Below are 23,087 nucleotides of genomic sequence, written 5' to 3'. Positions count from 1 at the left end.
CTCATTCCCCGCTTCCCGGTAATAACAGCGCTGGATTGCTTGATAAATCAAACAGCTGAAGGGCAGTAGCATTGCTGAAATCGACCACCGGCCCTGCAAACAAAGACATCAAAGGTGCCGCCGCCAGCAATAACCAGATGGCAACAAACTTAGCGGGCTCTGCAGGTTTTCGGTCTGTTGACTCGCCCGAGGTGCGCCAGAACAGCGTGCTCCCGGCGCGTGAAAAAGCAACCAACGCCGCCAGGCTGGAAAGCAACAGTACCGACCAGCCCCAGCCCATCTGAGAAGTGCTTTCCATCGATGCCAGCACCATCAGTTTGCCAATAAAGCCTGATAATGGCGGCATGCCGATTAGCGAAAGCGCCGCGATAAAAAACGCAATGCCGATCGCCACAGGCTGAGCTAATGCGCGGGAGCGTACGATCCGGTCATAGGTTTTACCGCGCTGCTCTGCAATCAAATCAGCAATCAGAAACAGGGCTGCGGCGGCAAATGTGGAATGTACGGCGTAATAGACGGCGGCAGAAATTGACTGCTCGGAATTGACCGCCAAAGCAATCAGCAGCGTCCCAACAGAAACAATCACCAGATGGCCGGTTGTACGTTTCAGACTGGGGCTGGATATCGCACCAATCGCGCCAATAATCAGCGTCAGTAACCCCAGTGCCCAGAGCCAGGGCAGGATCATGCCAGCCAGCTCACCGGCATCATCGCCGAACAGCATGCCATGCACCCGAATCATCGAGTAGACGCCGATTTTTGTCATAATTGCGAACAAAGCCGCAACCGGGCCTACCGCAACCGTGTAGGTTCTCGGTAACCAGAACTGCAGTGGCAGCATGGCCGCCTTAAGACCAAACACGACCATCAGCAACATGCCACCGACTTCAGCCAGCCTGAGGTTGGTGCCCTCCAGCTCGCGAATCCGCAGGGCCATATCGGCCATATTCAGAGAACCAACCGCGCCGTAAAGAATCGCAATACCGAACAGGAAAACAGAAGAACCCACCAGGTTGAGCAACACATAATGCACCGATGCCTGGGTTTTGTGCTTGCCACCACCATGGATCAGCAGCGAGTACGAGGCGATGAGCAGAATTTCAAAGAACACAAACAGGTTAAACAGATCACCGGTGAGAAAAGCACCGTTGATCCCCATCACCTGAAACATCATCAGGGGATAAAAATAGGGACCGGTCCGGTCTTCTCCCGCACTGGCGTATAAAAGTGCCGCAAACAGCAGGACAGCGGTGACAAAAACCAGTAAAGCAGAGAGCCGATCCAGCAACAGAACAATACCAAAAGGTGGCTGCCAGTCTCCAAGGGCATAGAGATGAAAGCCCCCTTCATTGCTCTGTACCAGCAGAAGGATCGCTACCAGCACGTTAACGCCGGCTAAGATAAGCGACCCCAGCCGTTGGCGGTCCAGTGTTGTTGTCAGCGGTGGCAGCAGAAGCAAAACGCCCGCCAGCATAGGCAGCAATATTGGTAGTGCGGGTAAATGGTTCATAGCTTACCCACCACCGTGCGACGTGGGTTTTTAGGTGGCTCAGGTAGCTGGCCGTCCACATGATCATTACCCAGATCTGCTCTGGCCCGCATCGCCAGAATCACCGCAAAAGCAATCATGGCAAAACCGATGACGATAGCGGTCAGTACCAGAGCCTGTGGCAGGGGATCAGGTATTTCCAGCCCCTGCTTAAGCACGGCAGCGCCATCAAGTACCAGCCCCCCGGAAGCAAAAATAAACAGGTTGACTGCATAACCCAGCAAGGTAAGCCCGACCACAACGGGAAAAGTCCTGCCACGCAGTACCAGAAACACGCCGCAGGTAGTCAGCACACCAATAATAAAAGCAACCAGCATTTCCACTAGCGTTCTTCCTCCATTTGAGCACGTTCAGGCGTTGTCAGCTTACCGAGGTTTGCCAGGATCAGCAGCGTGGCACCGATTACAGTCAGATACACGCCGAGGTCAAATAGCAAGGCGCTGGCCAGTTCGAATTTACCCACCAGCGGCCAAGAGAAGTAATCAAACCATGAAGTCAGGAATGGACGGCCAAACAGCCAGCTTCCCAGACCGGTCAATGTTGCAATCAACAGCCCAGAGCCGATCAGCGCCTGATAGTTTATGCCGGCACGTTCTTTCATAAACTGCACGCCATTGGCGATGTACTGCAGGATGATCGCTACCGCAGTCACCAGGCCGGCGATAAAGCCACCACCCGGCAGGTTATGCCCACGCAGGAAGATATACGCGGAAACCAGCAACGCCAGAGGCAGTAAGGCCTGAGAGATGGTACTTAACATGACTGGGTGCACATCCGGGTTCCACGGACGTCCGTTGGAATCTGTTGATGGCATATAAAGCCGCATACTCAGGATCAGTTTATAAATACCCAGCCCTGCGATACCCAGTACGGTTATTTCACCCCAGGTATCAAAACCACGGAAATCAACCAGGATGACGTTAACAATGTTGGTACCGCCGCCGCCCGTTTTGGCATTGGCAATAAAGTAATCGGAAATGCTCTCCAGAGGCCGGGTCATCATCGCGTAAACAATGGTCGCCATTAGGCCACCAAAAATAGCTGAGATGCCCATGTCACGGACCACCCGGGCCGGCGGTGATTCTTTGGGGGTCTTCTGTGGCAAAAAGAACAGTGCCAGCATCAGCAATATCACGGTGACGACTTCTACCGCCAGTTGCGTCAGAGCCAGATCCGGTGCTGAAAAACGGGCAAACAACAGAGACACTATCAAGCCAACAACCGATGCGCCGATCAGGGCAATCATCCGGCTTCGGTGCCACACAACAGTCACGACAGAGGCCAGCGTCAGCAGCACAGCGCCGGTCAACGTGAGGTTATCAATCGGCAGATTAGCTTGTTGCTCCGTTGTATCCGTCAGCGACAACAGGGGCAATCCCGCTACCACCACAGATAACATCAGCAACAGCAGAATGTAGTGCTGCAAAGATCCTGTTTCCAGGCGGGCGTACAGGGTATTACAGCCGTTAATTAACTGCTGCAGAATGCGCTCAAACTCAAGCTTGGCATCACGTGGCGGAAATTGTGCCTGAAAGGCAAACAGCCGCTCGCGGTTATAGTAGATAAACGCCCCTGCTGAGAGTGCGATAATACTCATCAGCAGCGGCATATTCAGTCCGTGCCAGAGTGAAAGACTAAACTCGGGTACCGCCCCCTGCAGTAATCCGGCAGATGCGGAGGTCAACAGGCCAGACACAACCCAGGCGGGTGCAATGCCGAGAATAAGGCAGAGAGCGACCAGAATCTCCACAGGCAACTTCATGTAACGTGGTGGTTCATGAGGCGTTTTTGGCAGGTTGCGCGGTTCACCGTTAAAGAACACATCGTGAATAAACCGCAGAGAGTAGGCCACCGAGAAGGTCGCACCCACGGTAGCCAGTACAGGAATCGTCCAGGAAAGTGCCCCAAGAGAGTTCTGTACTACGGTCTCGGCAAAAAACATCTCTTTCGAGATGAAGCCGTTGAGCAGGGGCACACCGGCCATCGACAACGCAGCTACGATGGCAAGGGATGCGGTATGCGGCATGTATTTCCACAAACCATTCAACTGCCGCATATCCCGCGAGCCCGTCTCATGGTCGATAATGCCAGCCGCCATAAACAGGGAAGCCTTGAAAGTGGCATGGTTGATAATATGGAAAATTGCCGCCACAGCAGCCAGATCTGAATTCAACCCAAGCAGTAACACAATCAGGCCCAGGTGACTGATGGTGGAATAGGCAAGCAAACCTTTCAGGTCGTGCTTAAACAGTGCCATGTAAGCACCCACCAGTAAGGTTGCCAGACCGGTAAATGTCACCAGATAGAACCAGAGCTCAGTACCGGACAGCGCCGGATAAAAGCGCCCAAGCAGAAAAATGCCTGCTTTAACCATGGTGGCTGAGTGCAGATAGGCCGAGACCGGTGTCGGGGCCGCCATGGCATGGGGCAGCCAGAAATGGAAAGGAAACTGGGCCGATTTTGTAAATGCGCCGAGCAGAATCAGCAGCAGTATGGTCGTGTAGTTGCCGGATTCTTTGATGAGATCGGCATTGGCCAGCACATCACTTAAGTCATAGCTGCCAATGGTTTTAGCGATCAACACAAAACCGGCAAGCAGTGCCAGTCCACCCATGCCTGTCACGGTAAGCGCCATACGCGCGCCTTTGCGGGCTTCACTCTTATGAGACCAGAAGCTGATCAGCAGAAAAGAGCTGATACTGGTCAGCTCCCAGAACAGCCAGAGCTGGAGCAGGTTTTCTGACAGCACGATACCCAGCATCGCAGTCATAAACAGCACCAGGTAGGCATAAAAGCGCCCCATATCCTCATGTGCTGCCAGATAGTAGCGGGCGTACAGAATGATCAGCAGACCTATACAGAGGATCAACAGGGAGAAAAGCAGGGCATAACCATCCAGCCGGAAAGCAATCTCAAGACCGATTGAGGGCACCCACTGGAACCGCTCGATCAGGGTTTCACCCTCAAAAACTGCCGGGGCATGGAGCAATAGCAGCAACAGTGAAACTGCGGGAAGAAATGCCGTTATAGCAGCACAGAGTGACCGTGGTTTACCGCGGGTGAACAGCGGAACAAATGCACCAATAGTCGTCAGTAACGGGATCCAGAAAAGGGCGGTCATCTCTATCCTTTGCAGAGGGTGTCAGTTGATCCTGAGACCAAAATTAATAACTTCAGATTTCTGTATATCTTCCACATCACATCAGTAATGAACCACCGATGCTGAGAGGATGGAAGATTTATTCTATAGGATTCAGACGGTTGTTAAACACTCTTTCCCAAAGACCGCTTTGCTCAATGCCTGATATCTGACGGATCGGCTTCATGTATCTCTCTCTGTGTAATCATCGTTCAGGCGAACGTTGGTAGCACCAGTATATTTCGATAATGTTTGCTTTGAGGCGATTTGCCAATGCTATTAAAGGCAAACATATACAGCCTCACCAGCTTTAAATACCGCCTCAGCTTTCTTTGAATCTGGGTTCGGACCAGATTTTTCAAGTGTTTGTTGTGCTTTATTGATAACTATCTCGCTGAAAGTGTCTTCGGGTAACAGCAAACTCGCAAAAAAGTACCCAGACCAGACAGGGTTTTTAGAATTTCAGTATGGCCTTAACCCTGCACCTGCTCCGACTTGAAGATTCATCGTTGCATCAGGTATTCCAGCGATAACTAAACGAAGCAGGGTTATTTCATCGAGCTCATGGCCAAAAGCTAACTGAGTCCTAGGCATTCTGTGATGCCATCTCTGCAATCAGTTGGCGGCGTCCCTGCTGTTCCACATAGTCAAGGAAGGTGTTAGCAACCACAGAGAGTTGTTTATTTGGCAACCGAGCCAAAAACCACTGTGTGTTGATTGGCAGTTCACTGACAGGCAGGGCTACCAGCCCCTGGCTGCCACCAAAACTGAGGGTATGTTGGGATAGGATTGAAACCCCTAGGCCTGACATAACCGAATGTTTGATTGCCTCATTACTTTCAATGGTCATTTTGACATTGAGCGCAATGCCTCTCTTTTGCAGGTGCCTCTCGATTGCATGCCGCGTGCCAGAGCCCAGTTCTCGCATAAGAAAAGGTTCCTGGGCAAAGCGTTCAAGAGACAGAATTCCCTGATTGGCGAGCGGATGATCTTGAGGAGCAATCGCCACCAGCGGGTTTGGTACGAACTGGTGCAGTGCAAGCTCCTGATCCTCTGGTGGATGACTGAAGACATAAAAGTCATGCTCGCCAGCATGTAAACTTTCGATGATCTGTTGACGGTTACCCACTTTGAAGTCGACGTCTACCTTGGGGTAATGCTGCAGAAAATTACCCAGCAGGTGGGGAATGAAGTACTTGGCTGTCGTGACTACCGCCAGTTTTAATGTACCGGCTTTCATGCCCTGCAGATCGGCCAACGTCATGCCCAGGCGATCAATACTGGCCAGCACCTCACGAGCAGTGGCGACAAGAGCCAAACCGACTTCGGTGAATACCAGCTTTTTGCCAATGGTGTCATACAGTGGAGCACCCACACTATCGGACAGCTTTTTCAGCTGCATTGATACGGTGGGTTGAGTCAGGTGCAGGGTTTGTGAGGCCGCAGTGATTGACCCCTGCTGATAGACCGCGAGCAAAATTTCAAATTGACGCAGCGTGCCGACCCGAGTCATGGCGATATTCCATAGATTAATGTCTATTAAAAATATAAGAATAATCGATTTTTTTCTATTTAAATTTTAGCGCATTATTGCAGCCGCACAATCGAGGGATTCAGAGGAGGCTACGATGAACAGAACCCTGATATTCGAAATCAGTATTATCTTTTTGTTAGTGGTACTTGGCCTGGCCTTACTCGCACACAGCCTGCCAGGCTGGGGCTTATTGGCCGTTTCAGCCCTGCTGACGGTCAGCAGTGTCAGTCTCAGATTGATCAACGCTGGCCAGAGCAGCATGCAGGTCAGTAACGGTTGAGGAAGCGATTATGCAGATTGATGTTGTTGTCGCATTTTTCCTGTTCGGCGCACTGGCTCAGTTGCTGAATGCGCCGATCAAAATGCCGAAAGGGCTTTACCAGAGCCTGACACTGTTTCTGTTGGTGGCAATTGGTCTTAAGGGCGGCATTGCGCTGTCCAGCTATGCGAGCCTGGCACTGTTATGGCAATCACTCGCGATTATCGCTTTTGGTGCCCTGTTGCCGTTTCTGGCGTTCCCGCTTTTGCGTCATGTGGGCGGATTATCGCTAGTCGATTCGGCATCGATGGCGGCTCATTACGGCTCGGTCAGCGTTGCCACGTTTGCTGTTGCGCTGGCATTGCTTGAGGCCAATGGAATTCCGTATGAGCCTTACTTCGCATTATTTGTTGCGCTGCTGGAGATCCCGGCAATTGCGGTGGGACTTTGGCTTGCCAGACGTCATAACACCGCAAATGACCGGCGTGAGGTCGTGCGTGAGATCTTTCTCAATCAGGGCGTGTTGCTGTTGGTCGGTTCCTTGATGATCGGTTTTATTGCCGGTTCAGGCGCCGATAAGTTATTGCCATTTTTTGGCACCCTGTTTCACGGCGTTCTGGCACTGTTTCTGCTGGAAATGGGTCGTGTCGCGGCTTCCCGGATGAATTCCTTACGTGAGTATGGATCCTTTATTAGCTGCTTTGGCGTAATTATGCCCCTGATCGGTGCTACGCTGGGCGCCTTCCTGGCCGCACTACTGGGTCTCTCAGCCGGAGGCATGATATTATTGGCTACGCTCGGTGGCAGTGCTTCTTATATCGCAGTACCGGCAGCCATGGCCGTCGCTATGCCCGCTGCCAATCAAAGCCTGTCGATCACGGCATCATTGTCTGTGACCTTTCCATTCAACGTGCTGGTGGGTATACCGCTCTACAGTGCACTGATTAGCTATATCATGGCTTAAGCTATTTAAAACGGAGAAATAAATGAACCAGCCACGCGTCAGCATCATTATGGGCTCCCAGTCTGACTGGGCCACGATGCAAGCTGCCACTACGGTCCTTGATCAACTTGAAATTGCATATGAAACGCGTGTCGTATCGGCCCATCGCACACCTCAGCGACTGTATGAGTTTGCATCAACGGCTCACGAGAAGGGCATTGAAGTGATTATTGCCGGCGCGGGTGGTTCTGCCCATTTGGCAGGGATGGCTGCGGCAATGACCCACCTTCCGGTAGTTGCAGTGCCAGTGCCGAGCAAACATTTCAATGGTATGGACAGTCTGATGTCGATGGTACAGATGCCCCGTGGGGTTGCTGTAGCCTGTCAGGCGGTTGGTGAAGCGGGTGCATACAACGCAGGGCTGATCGCTGCCCAGATGCTGGCGCTAGGTAACAGTGATCTTTCACAACGTTTACAGACCTGGCGGGCGAATCAAACTGATAATGTTCCGAACGAGGTAGCCTGATGCACGTTGCGATCATTGGTTGCGGGCAACTGGCTCGGATGATGGCCCTGGCTGGCTGGCCGATGGGAATACGGTTCTCATTTCTGGCTAATCCCGATGAAAATATCGATTGTGTGGAAGGGTTGGGTACAGTTGTTCGCGGGCAGGACGGCCTGGAAGGTGCAGAACTGTATCAGGCACTGGGTTGTCCGGATCTGATCACCGTTGAAAGAGAGCAGGTGGACACTTCGCTGCTGGTTTCGTTACAACCCTCTTGCCCTGTGTACCCGCAGCCAGAAGCCATTCAGGTCTGTCAGCATCGCGGTCGTGAGAAAGCGACATTAGAAAAACTGGGCATTCCTATCGCGCCGTACCGCCTGGCCGATTCTGCCGAAACGCTGAAAGCCGCAGTCGACGATCTGGGTTATCCGGTTTTCATCAAATCCTGTGAGGAGGGTTATGATGGCCAGAATCAATGGCGTCTAACTACCCCGGATCAACTTTCCGCACTGCTTGCGGAACGGGATTCATGGCCCGCCATGGTGGTCGAGGCGAAGGTGTCGTTTGAGCGTGAAGTGTCGATCATTGCCGCGCAGTCTGCGGATGGTTCTCAAGTCTGTTATCCAGTGACTGAAAATGCGCATAAGAGCGGGATTCTGATCCGCTCTCAGGCGCCAGCACCGAATCTGACCCCCGCACTTGAGCAGCAGGCGCAGCAGATTGTGCAGCGTCTACTGGGTCACTGGGGTTACGTTGGTGTTCTGACGGTAGAGTGTTTTGTCGTCGGTGATCAGCTTGTAGTAAATGAATTGGCGCCACGGGTGCATAACAGTGGACACTGGACCCAGGGTGCTGGCGTCTGCTCCCAGTTTGAAAACCATCTTCGTGCTATTTGCGGTCTGGGACTGGGCAATACCCAGCCGTTGCAGAATGCCGGTATGCTCAATCTCCTGGGGGTGATGCCGCCTGCGAGCATTGCTGCCAGTGGTGAGTTGCAGCTGCATGTTTATAACAAGCAAATCAGGCCACGCCGGAAAGTTGGCCATCTGAATTTGCAGGATCAGGATGCGCTTCGACTTAGCCAGCGCCTGAATGCTCTGGAGGAGTGTGTCTACAGCGACACCACCATCTAGATATATCAATTCCCCCAGCTTCAGGGTGCTTGCTAGCTGGGGGGAATGATGCGGGGTGGCTTCTCGTGATAGTTGTACAGCGTGAGCTTCTAATGCAGCAAAGGCTTGGTCCGAACAGCCGCTAAAGGCAATAGGCTGTTTTTGGCGGGATACCTCTCCTAAACCAAGCGCTTGCCCTTCATATCAGCCCTACCATCCGCTATCCAGTTGACCAAACAGCTTCGAATCTGGACTGGAACCTGCCCGTAATCAGTCACCTTCCTGTATTTCAGGGCTGCAACATTTCACCGGTTGAACATGCTGCATCGCGTTACAGCAAATGTTCGAATAATGTGCAAATTTAGGGCGAAAATCTTAAAACTTTCCAGTTTGATTTTTTCTTGTAAATTGTTTTCTTTAGAGATTTTTTCTGATGGCGAGGTATTTGCTTACTAATCAGTTTAGTTGTTTTTAATGTGAATCGGGGGGAGAGGCTATGCATAGCAATCCACACTACTATCCTGGTCAGAACTCATCGTCCGGCGTGCTCGCGTCCGTCACCATCGGACTGGAAGAGTTTATAGAAGCACAGGGGGCCAGCAGTAATTTAGTACTGTCTCGATCAGGCCTGCAGTCTGGTTTATATAAAAACCCGAACCGGCATATTTCCCTTAAAAACTATATCAATTCTATTCATGAAGCTGCCCGCGCGACAGGAAACGAGCATTTCGGTCTTTGGTTTGGTGAGCAGTTCCAGCCCGAAGGGTTAGGTTTGCTCGGCTTCCATGCCACGACTTCTGCTGATCTAAGGTCGGCGATTCAGGGTATGCAGGATCATTTTTTGGTTTTTCAGAGAAACAGTTATCTGCAACTGCATAGGGCTGATGGTATTTGTTATCTGGAATACAGGTTATTGGATGGCGAGATAATGGATCGCCGCCAGGATGCTGAATTAACCCTGGGTATGCTCAACAATGTGTTACGTCGGGCGATGGGCAGTCAATGGGCCCCGTTGGAAGTCCATTTTCAGCATCCGGCTCTGGTCGATGCTGTGCAGCACCGCGCTGCGTTTCAATGTGAGACGCGTTTTCGCCAGGAGCGTAACGCCATTTTGTTTCGTGACACCTGTCTGGATGCCGTGATGCCGGATGCTAATCCGATGCTTAACAGTATCACTCAGGGCTCCATGCTGGAATTGGCCGGTATCAAACAACCGGAAATGAACCTGGCACAACGGGTCAAATGCGAAATCATTGAGCTGCTGCCAGATGGTGAGCTGTGTCTTGAACAAGTGGCTAAAGGTTTCAACCTTTCTTCCCGGACTCTTCAGCGTCAGTTATCGGCTGAAAAGCACTCATTCAAGGGTCTGGTGGATGAGGTTCGGGAGGAGTTGGCCACTTGCTATCTCTCTTATGAACGTCTGAGTATTTCTGAGGTGGCGTACCGTCTTGGTTACTCAGAGATCAGTGCGTTTACCCGCGCCTTTATGCGTTGGAAAAATGTCAGCCCCAGCGACTGGCGTATGCAGTGATGCTTGTGTGACGGAAAATTTCACGGTTTTGGCATCTACTGTCAAAACATAGGGTTCTGGGGTCAAACGGTTCCATCCATTGCTTTGAGACACTGTAGGTATCTACTCTAAACGAGGATGCTACCCATGACTCAAATGCTGTCTGTTGAACCCTCCATATGGGTTTGTCCAAAAGAGAATGCGCTGGAAGAGGCGCACCTGTTTTTAGAACGCCACAAAATCAAATACATACTTGCCCAGTTTGTTGATCTGCACGGTGGGATCAAAAGTAAAGCGGCGCCCGTTCATTGTTTGAAAAGCCTGACTACATCGGGTGCCGGTTTTGCCGGTGCAGCGATTCTTGGCTTTGATATGACCCCACAAGATCCTGAATACCTTATGGTGGCGGATTTAAAAACGTTGACGTTGCTGCCCTGGTTGCCGGGATATGCATGCATTCGCGGTACCGGTATGGTCGCGGATACCCCTTATCCGCTTGATCCGCGTAATGTGCTGGCAGCACAAACGGCGAAGCTGAAAGAGCAGGGCCTGCGTTTTATGACGGGTCTGGAGCCGGAGTTATATCTGCTCAAACGGGATGAGAACGGTAAGGTCGTACCCTTCGATTCAACCGATACGCTGGCCAAGCCCGCCTACGATTATCAGGGCATTACCCGCAACGCCAAGTTCCTGGAACAAATGTATGAGGCGCTCTCCTGTGTGGGTCTGAAGGTTTATCAAATTGATCATGAGGATGCGAATGGTCAGTTTGAGATGAATTTTGATTTCGATGAAGCGCTTAAGTCAGCGGACAATATTCAGTTCTTCAAGATGGCCGCGAAGGAAGTGGCCAACAACATGGGGGCGATCTGCAGCTTCCTGCCAAAACTGTCATCTACCACCACAGGCAATGGCATGCACATGCACTGTTCGCTTGTGGATGAAGCGGACAACAACATCTTCCATGATGCAAGTGATCCGAGCGGGATGGGCTTATCCAAAACGGCCTATCAGTTTATTGCCGGCATTATTGAGCATGCACCGGCACTGACCGCGCTGCTTTGCCCTTCTGTAAATTCATACAAACGACTGGTTTTGGGTACCCCAGGTAGCCCGAGTTGGGCACCTGTGTTTATCGCCTATGGGGATAACAACCGTTCAGCGATGGTGCGTATTCCGTATGGCCGGATCGAGATCCGAATTGGTGATGGCAGCATGAATCCCTATCTGGCAACGGCAGCGGTGATCGCTGCAGGTATGGATGGCATCGCTCGTAATCTCGAAGCACCTGAAGCTCATGCTGTGAATTTCTATGATCTCAGCAAGGCCCAGTTAGAGGAGCTGAATGTCTCCTGTCTGCCTAAAAACCTCAGTGAAGCTCTGGATGCGCTTGAGAACGACACCTTCTTTGAGCATGCGCTGGGACAACGCTTAATTTCCAGTTTTATCAGACTTAAACGCCAGGAGTGGACGGAATATCACCACGTTGTTTCCGACTGGGAAGTGAATCGCTACCTCACATTCTATTGATTGGCCGACTGACTATAAGGATTCGTTAGCATGATTGAATTAACTCCAGCACAGATTGCGCAGTATCACGAAGATGGATTCCTCATCGTCGACAAAATTATTGAGCCTGAAGCCGCGGCTGACATATTGGAAAAATTTGAAGCGGTGTTCGACGGCAGTTATGAAACGGGGGTGAAGCCGGATGAGGTTAACCTGCCCGTGGGTGATCCGCCGTACACGAAACAGATATGTAATGCCTGGAAGTCTGATCTGACAGTGGCGCGGCATATTCTGTCGGAAAACCTGGGACGTGCCTGTGCTCAGTTAGCGGGTTGGGATGGCACCCGGTTGATGATTGATAACCTGTTATGGAAACCCCCGGCAGGTCGTTCAATCGGTTTCCATCAGGACAGCATGTACTCCCTGTGGATCGATAAACCCGCTCTGGTGAGTTGTTGGGTTGCTTTGGGGCAGACCACCGCAGAAGGCGGCACGCTGGTGTACATAAAAGGTTCCCATAAGTGGGGCCAGGCTAAACCGATTATGCAGTTCCATGGCCCGGATGATGACCTCAAAGAGGTACGGGAATGGGCTGAAGCGAATGATCTTGAAATTGAGCTGGTGCCGGTTGTTGTGCCTCCGGGTGGTGGAGCGTTCCATGATGGCTGGTTATGGCACGGTTCCAGAATTAATAAAACTGAAAACTCGCGCAAGGCACTGGCTGCGCACTTCTTTCAGCATGATATCGAGTTCAATCCTGATCTTATGAAGATCGGCAATGGCCCTATTTACGGCAAGTACAAACGCTTTGGTTCCAATGAGGTTGATGAAAGCTATTTCCCGATTACCTACCGGGATGATGGCTATCGGACCCCGGGTCTGGATGAGTTTATTCAGCGAGGGGTGATCTGATGCACATAGCAGCCATTATGGCCGGAGGCATGGATGGTCCCGTTGAATCCGGGCAGATCTGCGAAGTTATCGCCGAACGGGGTGGCACCTGTGAATGGTTTTACCGCCGCAAGGGCGATCGCTTTCCAGAGGTGCTGGATAGATTTGATGCGTTGATCATCTTTGGGGGTGAGGTCAGTGTGCATGATCCGAGCTTAAAGGACTATTTTGATGAGCTGTCTGCATTGATTCACAAATTTTCTGACCAGCGCAAACCGATTTTGGGGTCTTGTCTTGGTTCTCAAGCTATTGCCTATGCGTTTAACGCCACAGTGAAACCTCAGGGTTTTCTGGAATATGGCTTCACAAAATTATCGATGACAAAAGAGGGCTTGCAAGACCCACTGTTACATGGCCTGCCGCAGAATATCCATCTGTTTGAGTTGCACAGTGACACCTTTGAACTGCCGGTGGGTGCGACCTTACTGATGACGGGAGATGCCATTCAGAATCAGGTATATCGCCTGGGCCACCATATTTACGGTTTTCAATGTCACTTTGAGATTAATCCAGAGATTGTGGATACCTGGAACAGGCGTGAGTTAATTGGTAACCCGTCCAAAGATCCGGCGCAGATTGATGCGTTGATTGCGAAAGCTGATCAGGACTTTCCCCGTCACCAAACTCAACAACAGGCATTTGGGCAGGCTGTGGTCGATCGCTGGTTAAATCTAATCAATACCCAGCAGGGTATGGAGGAGAAAGTAATATGAGCACTGAAACGTTAAGTCTAGAAAGTCTTGATGCTGCGCTGAAAGCGCAGCAGGCTCTGGTAGAGATGCATCAGACCATGAATATGGAGGTGTACTACTGGTGGTGTACGGCACTGATGCTGATGATTCATGCCGGTTTCCTGGCCTACGAAATGGGGGCATCACGCAGTAAAAATGCATTAGCCGCAGGGATTAAGAATATCCTCGCACTGGCAATGATTATTCCGGCATTTTACCTCGTCGGCTGGTGGATCTACCTTTCGTTTCCGGCGGGTATTATCCCGTCGTCTGTTGCTGATGCTCTTCCCTGGTCTCAGAGCATGGGACCAAAGCTCGATGAGATGGGGACGGGCGTATTCTGGGCGGCCTTTGCTCTGTTCGGGGCAACGACCGGTTCTATCCTGTCAGGTGCGGTGATAGAGCGGATTCGGGTGAGTGCATTCCTGATTTTGACGGTGCTGGTTGGCAGTGTTATCTGGATTCTGGCGGCCTCCTGGGGCTGGCATCCGGAAGGCTGGTTGCTAACAAAACTGGGATACCATGATGTTGGTGCTGCGGGTGTAGTCCATGCTGTTGCTGGCTTCTTTACCCTGGGTGTGCTCATCAATCTGGGTGCACGTAAAGGTAAGTTTATCCAGGGCATTGCCCAGACAATTGCACCGCACAGTCTGCCGATGACCTTGATTGGTCTGATGATGATTATCTTCGGCTTCTTTGGCTTCCTAGGTGGTTGCATCATCTTTAATACCGGTGATACGGGTTGGACCACGATTTATGGCACACCCACTAACCTGTCTGCTTTTGCTTTTAATACACTGATGGGCTTTGCCGGTGGGATTCTGGGTTGTTACTTTGCGACCCGAGATCCATTTTGGGCGATGTCAGGTGGTTTGGTCGGCATTATCTCAGTGGCGGCAGGGTTGGACCTGTATGACCCGGCGCTGGCGTTTGTGTTGGCGGTGGGCTCCGGTATTGCCACAGTCAAATGTGCTCAGTTCTTGGAACGTCGTGGTATTGATGATGCGGTTGGTGCTGTTTCAGTACATGGCTTTGCGGGTTTTCTTTCCCTTCTCTTTGTCGGTGTCTTTGCTGCAGGTACACCAAATGCAGAAGGGCTGCCAAGTATCTCGTTTACCGGTCAGGCTCTGTCGGCGGTGTTGATTGCAATTGTCGGTTTTGTCCCGGGTTATCTGGTTTCTTATGCCCTGAAAAAACTGAATGTTCTGCGTGTGCCTGATGCAGTAGAAGATCTCGGCATTGACGAAGTAGAGCTGCTGTCCAAGCCTTATCCGGAGGCTAACGTGCCCGCGACTGTACAGAGTGAAGTACCAAACAAATTGGCAAACGTTTAAGAGAGGAGAACGGTGATGGGAACCTCATTTGTAAACTGGAAAGAGGTTGCAGCGTATTTCGTATTTGCTGATCAACCTGCAGTGTTAGTCCTATTGGCAGCGTTAGTGGCAGTGATCTGCATCTTTCTGATCCTATCGATAAAGGCCCATGAGGATAAGGCCTTTGCAGACTATGCGAAGAAAGGCGCGGACAAGCAGCAAGCGCCCTAACTAGCTGTTGCAACACAACAGGCATCACCTCAGGGTGGTGCCTTTTTTTATCTGGACCGATAGGGGGGAGGATTTATCTTCTTCTACAGGGGCTTAGTAACAATCTGATTTCGAAAGGGAAAAATTATTTTCAAGTTTATGTCCATCGGTTTGTTCTTTTTTATAAAAAAATTCATTCAGTTGTTTAAAAAATAAACATTTGATTATGCGTGGGGTGATGGCAAGATTAAATTTCACTGCCTGGTGACTTGCCTAAAAGGATGTTTTGATGCATTTGCCCACGCTTATTGTGGTTACTTTGGCTCTGAACTCTATGGTGTGTGCATACATGCTCATACTGTATCGGTTGCGGAAAGAGCATGGCTGCTTCTCCTACTGGGGAATCTCCTGCTTGGTCTTTGTATTGGGTGGTGCATTGGCAGCTTCTCGCGAGTTGAATGTCCCCATTGTTCTCAGTGTGCTTGTGGCAGACCTGCTATTGGCGCTGGCACCCGCGTTTCTTGTGTTAGGTCTACTCCGTTTTTTTGCGGTTGAGGTCAGCCGGGGCCAGGAACGTTTTGCTCTGACGCTGGCCATTGCTTATCTTTTGCTGATGCTACTGTTTTATGAGCATTCATACTGTGCCGGTGTGCTGACTGCCAGCGTGGTGATGCTCTGTTTTATGACCAGTGCTTATCTGGTCTATAAATATCTGCTGACGATGCCCTGGCTGCGTTTTTTAATGCAGCAGGTGTTTATGCTTCATGCCTGCCTGATGGCGGTTGAGGTGGTAATGCTGGTGAATAACTGGGACAACGGCCATCCGGTGGAGCTGCCCGAAAATCTGTTCTATATCCTGCTCAGCCATATCTTTCTGACTACTCTGACTGCATTGTTGTTACCACTGATGTCCTTTCTGCGACATGAAGCTGATCTAAAGGCTTCTGCCGAACAGGACCCTTTAACCCATCTCTCGAATCGGAGACATTTTTTCTCCTCAGCCGAGGCCTATTGGCGCTCCCGGCCACTGGTTGAACCCGTGTCCGTGATGATGATTGATGTGGACCACTTCAAACAGGTGAATGATCGTTATGGCCATGCTGTCGGGGATCTGGCGCTGGCACGGGTGGCCAGGGTGTTTCAGAAACACCTGCGCTCCACCGATCTGGTGGGGCGTATCGGTGGTGAGGAGTTTGCTATTCTGTTGCCCGGCACCTTGCCTGAACAGGCGCAATTGATTGCAGAGCGTTTGTTGTTGAGTGTCAGGCAGGAGTCGGCCGAATTTATGCCTAGAGGGGGGAGGCTGACGGTCAGTATCGGCCTGGTCAATTTCAAGGGACCCTCAATGGATTTTAAATCTGTACTGGATGCGGCGGATAAAGCCCTGTTTCAGGCCAAGGATACAGGGCGTGATCGACTGGCTCTGGCAGCGGTAGATTCCTGAAGTACTGCCTTTGATCTGTTCTGTCAGTTACAGCTCGCGTGCCTCTGCCAGAATAGGCATGTCGTTGATACTGGCAATCCTACGTTGCATCAGACCGTTGTCGGCAAACTCCCACAGTTCATTGCCATATGAGCGATACCACTGGCCTGAATCATCATGCCACTCGTATTTGAAGGTGACCGCGATACGGTTGGCGGTAAACGCCCAGAGCTCTTTTTTCAGCTTGTAGTTGAGTTCTTTGTCCCACTTGCGTTTCAAAAAGGCCTTCACTTCATCCCGTCCGATCAGAAATTCTGCGCGATTACGCCAAACCGTATCCGGGGTATAGGCCAGACTGACCCGTTCAGGGTCGCGGGTATTCCAGGCATCTTCTGCAGCCTGTACTTTCTGTGCAGCAGTCTCAGCGGTGAAGGGGGGGAAGGGTGGTCGGGATTCAGCAGCAGATGACATAACAGGTCCCTCAATAAGCCGCCCGCAGGGGGCGGCTGTAACAGGTTATTTACCAGGATTTGTAAGGCAGGAATTTGCCATTCAGGGTTAGCAACACCCGATCACCTTTAGGGTCTTCGATCTTGTCGATCTCCATGGAAAAGTCGATGGCGCTCATGATGCCGTCACCAAATTTCTCCTGAATCACCTCTTTCAGCGTAGGGCCGTAAACGCCGACAATTTCATACAGACGATAGATCAAAGGATCTGTTGGTACCGCCTGATCCCAGATTTTGGTGGGGTAGGCTTCGAGGGCGGTGACCACATCGGCACCCAGCCCCAGATATTCAGCGATGGCAGCCGCTTTCTCTGCAGGTGCGCTGTTCATGCCCAGGCAGGCAGAGGTCAGCCAGACGGGGGACATGCCCAGGTCCTTGCCCATCTGTTCCCAGGTCAGGCCTTTCTCCACTTTTTTGCTAATCAGGGTTTCAGTCATGGTTAGCTTATCCATCATGCATCTCCTTAAGCGGTATAAGCCGCAGCTTTTTTAATAGGTACTGAAGTGGCCGCTGCTGTCGCGTCTGGTTCGGCAGGGTCAACTTCCAGGGTGTTTCCTGTGGGGGCGGCGGCACCCGACATTTCGCCGGAGCGCTTGACCAGGAAATTCACCAGGTGGTTACGGATTTTGTAGTAGGCCGGGTGCTCAATGATGTCGGATCGATCCCGAGGCCGTGGGATCGAGACTTTGACTGACTCGGCGATACGGGCGTTGGGGCCGTTGGTCATCAGCAGAATGCGATCCGCTAACAGAATGGCTTCATCCACATCGTGGGTGATCATGAAAACGGTCTGTTGAGTGGCATTCCAGATTTTGAGCAACTCGTCCTGAATGACACCACGGGTCAGGGCATCCAGAGCACCAAAGGGTTCATCCAGCAACAGCAGCTTAGGGCTGGTGGCAAAGGCCCGTGCAATACTCACGCGCTGGCGCATACCGCCGGACAACTGAGCCGGTTTTTTGTTGAGTGAGGCACTGAGACCCACCATTTCAAGAAAGTGTTTGCTGTGTTCATCCACTTTCTTTTTGTCCCATTTGGGCCAGCGTGCCTGCACGCCAAAACTCACATTCTGCAGGGTGGTAAGCCAGGGCAGCAGACTGTAGTTCTGGAACACCACCCCCCGGTCGAGGCTGGGGCCAGAGACTTCAGTTCCGTCCATGATCACCGCGCCGCCTGAAGGGGTATCGAGTCCGGCGAGCACATTCAGGATGGTGGACTTGCCGCAACCGGAATGGCCGATAATGCAGACAAACTCACCCTTATCGAACCCAATATTGACCTCGTCAAAGACAACCAGATCTTCGCTTTTGGTGGGGAATCGTTTGCTGAGGTTTTCAACGCTGACAAAGTGTTTGTTCATTGTTTACTCCTCGTACTGCACAAGTTTGGCGACAGTGGCCAGTGCCATGTCCAGCAGCATGCCGACAATGCCAATCATCAGGATGGAGAAGATCACACTGTTCAGATCCAGGTTGTTCCACTCGTTCCAGACGTAGTAGCCAATCCCGGTGCCGCCGACCAGCATCTCTGCCGCCACAATCACCAGCCAGGCGATCCCGATAGAAATCCGCATCCCGGTGAGAATAGTGGGTGCAGCGGCTGGCAGGATGACTTTCCAGGCGGTTTTCAGCGCACCCAGCTCATGGGTTTGCGCAACTCTGATCCAGTCCTTGCGCACGTTGGCGACACCAAAGGCGGTGTTAATCAACATCGGCCAGATGGAACAGATGAAAATCACGAAGATTGCCGATTGCTCCGAGTCCTTGATGATAAACAGCGCCAGTGGCATCCAGGCCAGGGGGGAGATGGGGCGCAACACCTGGATAAACGGCGTCAGCGCCTTGTGCATCAGTGGCGACATGCCAATGACAAACCCCAGTGGAATGGCGACCAGCGCTGCGGCAAAGTAGCCAGTGAGTACCCGATAGATCGAATACGCCAGCTGAATGCCGATCCCTTTGTCATTTGGGCCGGCGTCATAAAAAGGATTACTCAGCTCGGTCCATGCATGTTCCAGTACCTGGGAGGGCGGGGGAACCCGCGCCTCCTGATCGGCACCACCCATGAGCATTTCAAACTCTGACATCGCCGCCGAAGCTTCCGGCGGCTGATTCAGGGCCTCCCAGATGCCCAGCGAAATTGCCAGCAGAACCATAGAGAGCAGTATTGCGCGTCCGTTCAGTGTGTTCAGCATCAAGACCTCCGAATCGGGAAGCTCTGGATATATTCTTCGGGTTTGCTGGGATCAAACTCTTTACCCATGATGGTGTAGTTCTGGTAGGTGGTGCTGGGCGGTTCATAGCCCAGCTCTTTCATCACCTTGCCGGTTTCGGCTGCCACATACACCCGTTCGGCAATGCCTTTGTAATCAATGTTTCCTTCGACATAACCCCAGCGTTTCATCTGGGTCAGGATCCATACCGCCATGGAGTGCCATGGGAAGGGATCAAAGTCGATGCGGTCAGGTACATCGTGTACTTTCTGTTCCAGGCCATCCACATAACGCCCTGTCAACACCTGTCGCACGACAATCTCGGGCTGGTTGAGGTAGTTTTTCGGTGAAATCGCCTTGGCAATTTCGGCCCGGTTTTCCGCTTTCGCAGAGTAGTGGGTCGCATCGACGATGGATTTGAACAGCGCGGCATAGGTGTTTGGCATCTCGGTGGCAAACTTCTCGCTGCAGGCGAATGCACAGCAGGGATGACCTTCCCAGATATCTTTAGTGAGGGTATGCAGGAAGCCGACCTTCTCATACACCGCACGCTGGTTGAACGGATCCGGAGACAGGTAACCGTCCAGGTTACCGGCCCGCAGGTTGGCAACCATCTCTGGTGGTGGTACTACTCGGATCTGAATATCTTTATCGGGGTCCAGACCGTGTTCTGCCACGTAGTAGCGCAGCAGGAAGTTGTGCATGGAGTAATCAAAAGGCACGCCAAACTTGAAACCTTTCCACTGTTTCGGGTCGCGTTTGTCGATATGTTTATTATGTAAAACGATCGCCTGACCGTTAATGTTCTCTACTGCTGGCATGATATAAGGTGTTGCGGTTGAGCCTGCACCCATGCTCATGGCCAGAGGCATTGGGGTGAGCATATGCGAAGCGTCATATTCCCCGTTCAGGGATTTGTCACGTGCGACTGCCCAGCCGGCAGTTTTGATCACATCCACATCCAGGCCGTATTTGGCATAGAAGCCCATCGGCTGGGCCATGATGATCGGAGTGGCGCAGGTAATCGGTACAAAGCCAACTTTAAGTTTGGATTTTTCCAGCGGGCCGATGGAGTCTTTGACGGCGGCTTTTACCTTGTCCATTGGAATCATGCTGCCAAGCACGGCTGCCAGCGTACCGCCACCCACCAGCTTGATAAAATCACGACGGCTGGCATCACTGTGCCCGAATACACCGCGGACAATGGCGCTTTCTACTGCCCGGTCCAGCATATCTTCGGCGCTGTCAAAACGTGGCATTGTGGTAGCCGTAGCAATCTGTGGCTGTTGTGACTGGGTTTCGATCTGTTTTTCGAGAAGTGCCTGTCGCTGGTAGTCGCTTAAACCTGTCGCAGACTGGTGTTCGGCCTTACATGCAGTGCACTCACAGCCGCGGGTATGGGTGAGGGTGCTTTGTGCATCATACGGATTTCCTAGACTTTTCGTCGTCATGACTCAACCTTCCTCATTTTACGTGGTTTGCTGCACAGCAATGGTGCAGTTCAGATCTAAACCTCCGGGTGGCAGAGCATGGAATTCTGACGAAGCCTGCTTCATTGCCGACCGTTACGTCTAATAGAGCAAAAGGGAGGCCAAGTTTGTTTTTTCTTATAAGTTATTGTTTTGTATTTGGTTATATGTGAGCTTGATGCGGATATAAAATTACGAAATTTCGTTATTAACGATTTTTCGTAATCATTCTTACGATATTTCGTTATTTTTGGCCTGTTTGTTGAATGATCAATCGTTGCGCAGATTACGCAGGTGCAATGGAGACGTTTGATGAGCTGGGATCGTTACTTCAACTATGCTGCTACCCCGCAGCTGGTACTCAATCCCCTGGAAAACAAGGTGGTTGGTGCCAATCAGGAGGTTTGCCGGTTATTGCAGATGGATACCCTGCAGGTGCTGGCGATGCCCTGCAGTCAGCTATTTTCCCCCAGTCTGCCACACCTGGTGGTGTTTACTCAGGAGCTGCTGGAAAACGGACGCGGCTGGTGTAATAACCTGTTGATCAAATCTGCACAGGATGAAATACGGGTGGAGGTCACCGGGCGGTGCACTGAAGCCGGAGATGAAGTGCTGTTGTTTCTGAGCCTGCAACCGGCAGAACAACTGGCCCGCATGCGGGAGCAGTCAGATGCCCAGCAGCACTATCTCTCTGGTATTGGTCACTGGAATCAGGTGTCCCGTGTTTTTCAGGAGTTTGAACGGGAAAATCAGTTGTTACTCGATGCTGCGGGTGAAGGTATTTATGGTGTGGATGTTAATGGCATCACGACCTTTCTGAATCCGGCAGCAGAACGAATTCTGGGTTATACCGCCGCCGAACTGGCGGGCCGGAATATGCATACCACGGTGCATCATTCCCATTCTGATGGCAGTCATTTCAGTGTCAAACAATGTCCGATCTTTGCCGCGTTTCATGACGGTGCAGTGCATACCGTTGAAGATGATGTGTTCTGGACCAAGCAGGGCACACCGATTGATGTTGAATACACCAGTACCCCGGTGACCGATAACGGTTTTATTGTTGGCGCGGTGGTGGTGTTTCGGGATGTCTCCCAGAAAAAAGCGGATCAAAGACGTTTGCTGGAAGCACTGAAAGAGGTGGAAAGCCTGAAAAACCGGCTTGAGATGGAAAAGGCCTATCTGCAGGAAGAGATTAAGTCTGAGTTTAACCAGCATCAGATTATTGGTAAAAGCCAACCAGTACAGCGGATTTTAGAGCAGATCCAACTGGTGGCACCGACAGCATCGACGGTGTTAATCAATGGCGAATCCGGCACAGGCAAAGAGCTAGTGGCCAGGGCAATTCATGAGCTTAGCCCCCGTTCGTCCAGAGCGCTGATCAGGGTGAACTGTGCAGCCATTCCTGAAGAGCTGTTTGAGAGTGAGTTTTTTGGTCATGTTAAAGGTGCGTTTACCGGGGCGATTAAAGACCGGCCCGGCCGTTTCGAGCTGGCCGACGGTGGCACGCTGTTTCTCGATGAGGTGGGGGAGATCCCGTTGCACTTGCAGGGTAAGCTGTTGCGGGTGCTGCAGGAACAGCAGTTTGAGCGGGTGGGCGAAACACGCACCCGCCATGTGAATGTGCGGATTATCACCGCCACCAACCGAAATCTGCTGCAACTGGTAAAAGAGGGACGGTTTCGGGAGGATCTCTATTTCCGGCTGAATGTATTTCCGATTGTGTCGCCGCCGTTGCGGGAACGATTGCAGGACATACCTCTGCTGACGCAGCATTTTTTGCAGAAAGCCTGCACCCGGGCCAATAAGATGGCGTTGAAAATCCCGCTGTCCGAACTGGAAAAACTGCAGCAGTATCACTGGCCCGGCAATATCCGAGAGCTGGAAAACGTGATCGAACGTCAGGTGATTTTGTGTCAGGGGGATGTGGTGCGGTTTGGGCATCTCGACAGTGCACTCACGGACAGTAACCCGACATCAGTGACCTCATCCGGCAAGCAGATTCCAACCGCCACCGACCTCAGAGAGCAGGGCAGGCGGGCGATCATTCTGGCACTGGAACAAAGCGGCGGGCGTATCTCCGGCGCTGGCGGGGCGGCAGAGATTCTGGCACTTAAACCGACAACCCTCGCATCCAGAATCAAAAAACTACAGATTGACCCCCGCCAGTTCCGCAAGAAATCAGCGCTGACGCCGGTGTCATGAGACT

21 protein-coding genes are annotated in these 23,087 nt (G+C 51.7%); 12 read left to right on the top strand and 9 right to left on the bottom strand.

The window, feature by feature from the left end:
* Nucleotide 1 precedes the first annotated feature (1 nt).
* The 4 genes from P2G53_RS02700 to P2G53_RS02685 all read right to left on the bottom strand — a co-directional run bounded on the left by P2G53_RS02700 (nucleotide 2) and on the right by P2G53_RS02685 (nucleotide 6,201).
* The gene (locus P2G53_RS02700; protein ID WP_275813340.1) at nucleotides 2-1,510 is read right to left on the bottom strand and encodes a monovalent cation/H+ antiporter subunit D; all 1,509 of its coding nucleotides are present in this window, start codon (nucleotides 1,508-1,510) and stop codon (nucleotides 2-4) included.
* On the bottom strand, nucleotides 1,507-1,872 hold the full coding sequence (locus tag P2G53_RS02695) for a Na+/H+ antiporter subunit C (protein WP_275813337.1): 366 nt from the start codon (nucleotides 1,870-1,872) through the stop codon (nucleotides 1,507-1,509). The genes P2G53_RS02700 and P2G53_RS02695 overlap by 4 nt, the downstream gene beginning before the upstream one ends.
* Complete coding sequence (locus P2G53_RS02690; protein ID WP_275813334.1) at nucleotides 1,872-4,670, bottom strand: monovalent cation/H+ antiporter subunit A; 2,799 nt, start codon at nucleotides 4,668-4,670, stop codon at nucleotides 1,872-1,874. The genes P2G53_RS02695 and P2G53_RS02690 overlap by 1 nt, the downstream gene beginning before the upstream one ends.
* Before the next feature lie 604 nt (nucleotides 4,671-5,274).
* Complete coding sequence (locus P2G53_RS02685; protein ID WP_275813331.1) at nucleotides 5,275-6,201, bottom strand: LysR family transcriptional regulator; 927 nt, start codon at nucleotides 6,199-6,201, stop codon at nucleotides 5,275-5,277.
* A 115-nt stretch (nucleotides 6,202-6,316) separates the two neighbouring features.
* Here P2G53_RS02685 and P2G53_RS02680 point away from each other — a divergent pair, with 115 nt between their 5' ends.
* The 11 genes from P2G53_RS02680 (at nucleotide 6,317) to P2G53_RS02630 (ending at nucleotide 16,709) form a co-directional block, all read left to right on the top strand.
* The gene (locus P2G53_RS02680; RefSeq protein WP_275813328.1) at nucleotides 6,317-6,502 is read left to right on the top strand and encodes a hypothetical protein; all 186 of its coding nucleotides are present in this window, start codon (nucleotides 6,317-6,319) and stop codon (nucleotides 6,500-6,502) included.
* 10 nt (nucleotides 6,503-6,512) lie between these two features.
* On the top strand, nucleotides 6,513-7,445 hold the full coding sequence (locus P2G53_RS02675) for a sodium-dependent bicarbonate transport family permease (protein WP_275813326.1): 933 nt from the start codon (nucleotides 6,513-6,515) through the stop codon (nucleotides 7,443-7,445).
* Between the two features lie 22 nt (nucleotides 7,446-7,467).
* A complete protein-coding gene (gene purE, locus P2G53_RS02670) occupies nucleotides 7,468-7,950 on the top strand; it encodes a 5-(carboxyamino)imidazole ribonucleotide mutase (protein ID WP_275813324.1) in 483 nt (160 codons plus the stop codon).
* Complete coding sequence (locus P2G53_RS02665; protein ID WP_275813322.1) at nucleotides 7,950-9,062, top strand: 5-(carboxyamino)imidazole ribonucleotide synthase; 1,113 nt, start codon at nucleotides 7,950-7,952, stop codon at nucleotides 9,060-9,062. Before purE ends, P2G53_RS02665 begins: the two co-directional genes overlap by 1 nt.
* Nucleotides 9,063-9,537: 475 nt before the next feature.
* Complete coding sequence (locus P2G53_RS02660; RefSeq protein WP_275813319.1) at nucleotides 9,538-10,572, top strand: AraC family transcriptional regulator; 1,035 nt, start codon at nucleotides 9,538-9,540, stop codon at nucleotides 10,570-10,572.
* A 126-nt stretch (nucleotides 10,573-10,698) separates the two neighbouring features.
* Nucleotides 10,699-12,081, top strand: a complete 1,383-nt coding sequence (gene glnT / locus P2G53_RS02655) for a type III glutamate--ammonia ligase (RefSeq protein WP_275813316.1) — start codon at nucleotides 10,699-10,701, stop codon at nucleotides 12,079-12,081.
* A gap of 30 nt (nucleotides 12,082-12,111) precedes the next feature.
* Nucleotides 12,112-12,972, top strand: a complete 861-nt coding sequence (locus P2G53_RS02650) for a phytanoyl-CoA dioxygenase family protein (protein WP_275813313.1) — start codon at nucleotides 12,112-12,114, stop codon at nucleotides 12,970-12,972.
* A complete protein-coding gene (locus P2G53_RS02645; protein ID WP_275813310.1) occupies nucleotides 12,972-13,724 on the top strand; it encodes a type 1 glutamine amidotransferase in 753 nt (250 codons plus the stop codon). The genes P2G53_RS02650 and P2G53_RS02645 overlap by 1 nt, the downstream gene beginning before the upstream one ends.
* Complete coding sequence (locus P2G53_RS02640; protein WP_275813308.1) at nucleotides 13,721-15,076, top strand: ammonium transporter; 1,356 nt, start codon at nucleotides 13,721-13,723, stop codon at nucleotides 15,074-15,076. Before P2G53_RS02645 ends, P2G53_RS02640 begins: the two co-directional genes overlap by 4 nt.
* A gap of 15 nt (nucleotides 15,077-15,091) precedes the next feature.
* Nucleotides 15,092-15,286 (top strand): hypothetical protein, encoded by a 195-nt coding sequence (locus P2G53_RS02635; RefSeq protein ID WP_275813305.1) that lies wholly within the window; start codon nucleotides 15,092-15,094, stop codon nucleotides 15,284-15,286.
* A gap of 328 nt (nucleotides 15,287-15,614) precedes the next feature.
* Nucleotides 15,615-16,709: a GGDEF domain-containing protein gene (locus P2G53_RS02630; protein ID WP_275813302.1), complete on the top strand. Its 1,095-nt coding sequence runs from the start codon at nucleotides 15,615-15,617 to the stop codon at nucleotides 16,707-16,709.
* A 27-nt stretch (nucleotides 16,710-16,736) separates the two neighbouring features.
* Here P2G53_RS02630 and P2G53_RS02625 read toward each other — a convergent pair whose 3' ends face one another.
* Genes P2G53_RS02625 through P2G53_RS02605 form a run of 5 tightly spaced genes read right to left on the bottom strand, consistent with a single transcriptional unit; the run spans nucleotide 16,737 to nucleotide 20,860 of the window.
* Nucleotides 16,737-17,159 (bottom strand): nuclear transport factor 2 family protein, encoded by a 423-nt coding sequence (locus tag P2G53_RS02625; RefSeq protein WP_275813299.1) that lies wholly within the window; start codon nucleotides 17,157-17,159, stop codon nucleotides 16,737-16,739.
* A gap of 49 nt (nucleotides 17,160-17,208) precedes the next feature.
* Entirely contained in the window at nucleotides 17,209-17,649 is a 441-nt protein-coding gene (cynS, locus tag P2G53_RS02620) for a cyanase (protein ID WP_275813296.1), read from the bottom strand.
* Between the two features lie 11 nt (nucleotides 17,650-17,660).
* Nucleotides 17,661-18,557 (bottom strand): ABC transporter ATP-binding protein, encoded by an 897-nt coding sequence (locus P2G53_RS02615; RefSeq protein ID WP_275813293.1) that lies wholly within the window; start codon nucleotides 18,555-18,557, stop codon nucleotides 17,661-17,663.
* 3 nt (nucleotides 18,558-18,560) lie between these two features.
* Nucleotides 18,561-19,391 (bottom strand): nitrate ABC transporter permease, encoded by an 831-nt coding sequence (gene ntrB / locus P2G53_RS02610; RefSeq protein ID WP_275813289.1) that lies wholly within the window; start codon nucleotides 19,389-19,391, stop codon nucleotides 18,561-18,563.
* Nucleotides 19,391-20,860, bottom strand: a complete 1,470-nt coding sequence (locus P2G53_RS02605) for a CmpA/NrtA family ABC transporter substrate-binding protein (RefSeq protein WP_275813286.1) — start codon at nucleotides 20,858-20,860, stop codon at nucleotides 19,391-19,393. The genes ntrB and P2G53_RS02605 overlap by 1 nt, the downstream gene beginning before the upstream one ends.
* 330 nt (nucleotides 20,861-21,190) lie before the next feature.
* Here P2G53_RS02605 and P2G53_RS02600 point away from each other — a divergent pair, with 330 nt between their 5' ends.
* Entirely contained in the window at nucleotides 21,191-23,083 is a 1,893-nt protein-coding gene (locus P2G53_RS02600) for a sigma 54-interacting transcriptional regulator (RefSeq protein WP_275813284.1), read from the top strand.
* Nucleotides 23,084-23,087: the final 4 nt, after the last annotated feature.

The sequence above is a fragment of the Neptuniibacter sp. CAU 1671 genome, assembly GCF_029222905.1.
In the GTDB taxonomy this organism is placed as follows: Bacteria; Pseudomonadota; Gammaproteobacteria; order Pseudomonadales; family Balneatricaceae; genus Neptuniibacter.
The sequence above is the reverse complement of the archived record's forward strand: the minus strand, read 5'-3'. Positions and strand labels throughout refer to the sequence as shown.

What these genes read in the sequence shown, in the direction of transcription:
- P2G53_RS02700 (WP_275813340.1), bottom strand. Translation starts at nt 1,510, where the DNA reads ATGAACCATTTACCCGCACTACCAATATTGCTGCCTATGCTGGCGGGC.
- P2G53_RS02690 (WP_275813334.1), bottom strand. Translation starts at nt 4,670, where the DNA reads ATGACCGCCCTTTTCTGGATCCCGTTACTGACGACTATTGGTGCATTT.
- P2G53_RS02685 (WP_275813331.1), bottom strand. Translation starts at nt 6,201, where the DNA reads ATGACTCGGGTCGGCACGCTGCGTCAATTTGAAATTTTGCTCGCGGTC.
- P2G53_RS02680 (WP_275813328.1), top strand. Translation starts at nt 6,317, where the DNA reads ATGAACAGAACCCTGATATTCGAAATCAGTATTATCTTTTTGTTAGTG.
- P2G53_RS02675 (WP_275813326.1), top strand. Translation starts at nt 6,513, where the DNA reads ATGCAGATTGATGTTGTTGTCGCATTTTTCCTGTTCGGCGCACTGGCT.
- purE (WP_275813324.1), top strand. Translation starts at nt 7,468, where the DNA reads ATGAACCAGCCACGCGTCAGCATCATTATGGGCTCCCAGTCTGACTGG.
- P2G53_RS02665 (WP_275813322.1), top strand. Translation starts at nt 7,950, where the DNA reads ATGCACGTTGCGATCATTGGTTGCGGGCAACTGGCTCGGATGATGGCC.
- P2G53_RS02660 (WP_275813319.1), top strand. Translation starts at nt 9,538, where the DNA reads ATGCATAGCAATCCACACTACTATCCTGGTCAGAACTCATCGTCCGGC.
- glnT (WP_275813316.1), top strand. Translation starts at nt 10,699, where the DNA reads ATGACTCAAATGCTGTCTGTTGAACCCTCCATATGGGTTTGTCCAAAA.
- P2G53_RS02650 (WP_275813313.1), top strand. Translation starts at nt 12,112, where the DNA reads ATGATTGAATTAACTCCAGCACAGATTGCGCAGTATCACGAAGATGGA.
- P2G53_RS02645 (WP_275813310.1), top strand. Translation starts at nt 12,972, where the DNA reads ATGCACATAGCAGCCATTATGGCCGGAGGCATGGATGGTCCCGTTGAA.
- P2G53_RS02640 (WP_275813308.1), top strand. Translation starts at nt 13,721, where the DNA reads ATGAGCACTGAAACGTTAAGTCTAGAAAGTCTTGATGCTGCGCTGAAA.
- P2G53_RS02635 (WP_275813305.1), top strand. Translation starts at nt 15,092, where the DNA reads ATGGGAACCTCATTTGTAAACTGGAAAGAGGTTGCAGCGTATTTCGTA.
- P2G53_RS02630 (WP_275813302.1), top strand. Translation starts at nt 15,615, where the DNA reads ATGCTCATACTGTATCGGTTGCGGAAAGAGCATGGCTGCTTCTCCTAC.
- P2G53_RS02625 (WP_275813299.1), bottom strand. Translation starts at nt 17,159, where the DNA reads ATGTCATCTGCTGCTGAATCCCGACCACCCTTCCCCCCCTTCACCGCT.
- cynS (WP_275813296.1), bottom strand. Translation starts at nt 17,649, where the DNA reads ATGGATAAGCTAACCATGACTGAAACCCTGATTAGCAAAAAAGTGGAG.
- P2G53_RS02615 (WP_275813293.1), bottom strand. Translation starts at nt 18,557, where the DNA reads ATGAACAAACACTTTGTCAGCGTTGAAAACCTCAGCAAACGATTCCCC.
- ntrB (WP_275813289.1), bottom strand. Translation starts at nt 19,391, where the DNA reads ATGCTGAACACACTGAACGGACGCGCAATACTGCTCTCTATGGTTCTG.
- P2G53_RS02605 (WP_275813286.1), bottom strand. Translation starts at nt 20,860, where the DNA reads ATGACGACGAAAAGTCTAGGAAATCCGTATGATGCACAAAGCACCCTC.
- P2G53_RS02600 (WP_275813284.1), top strand. Translation starts at nt 21,191, where the DNA reads ATGAGCTGGGATCGTTACTTCAACTATGCTGCTACCCCGCAGCTGGTA.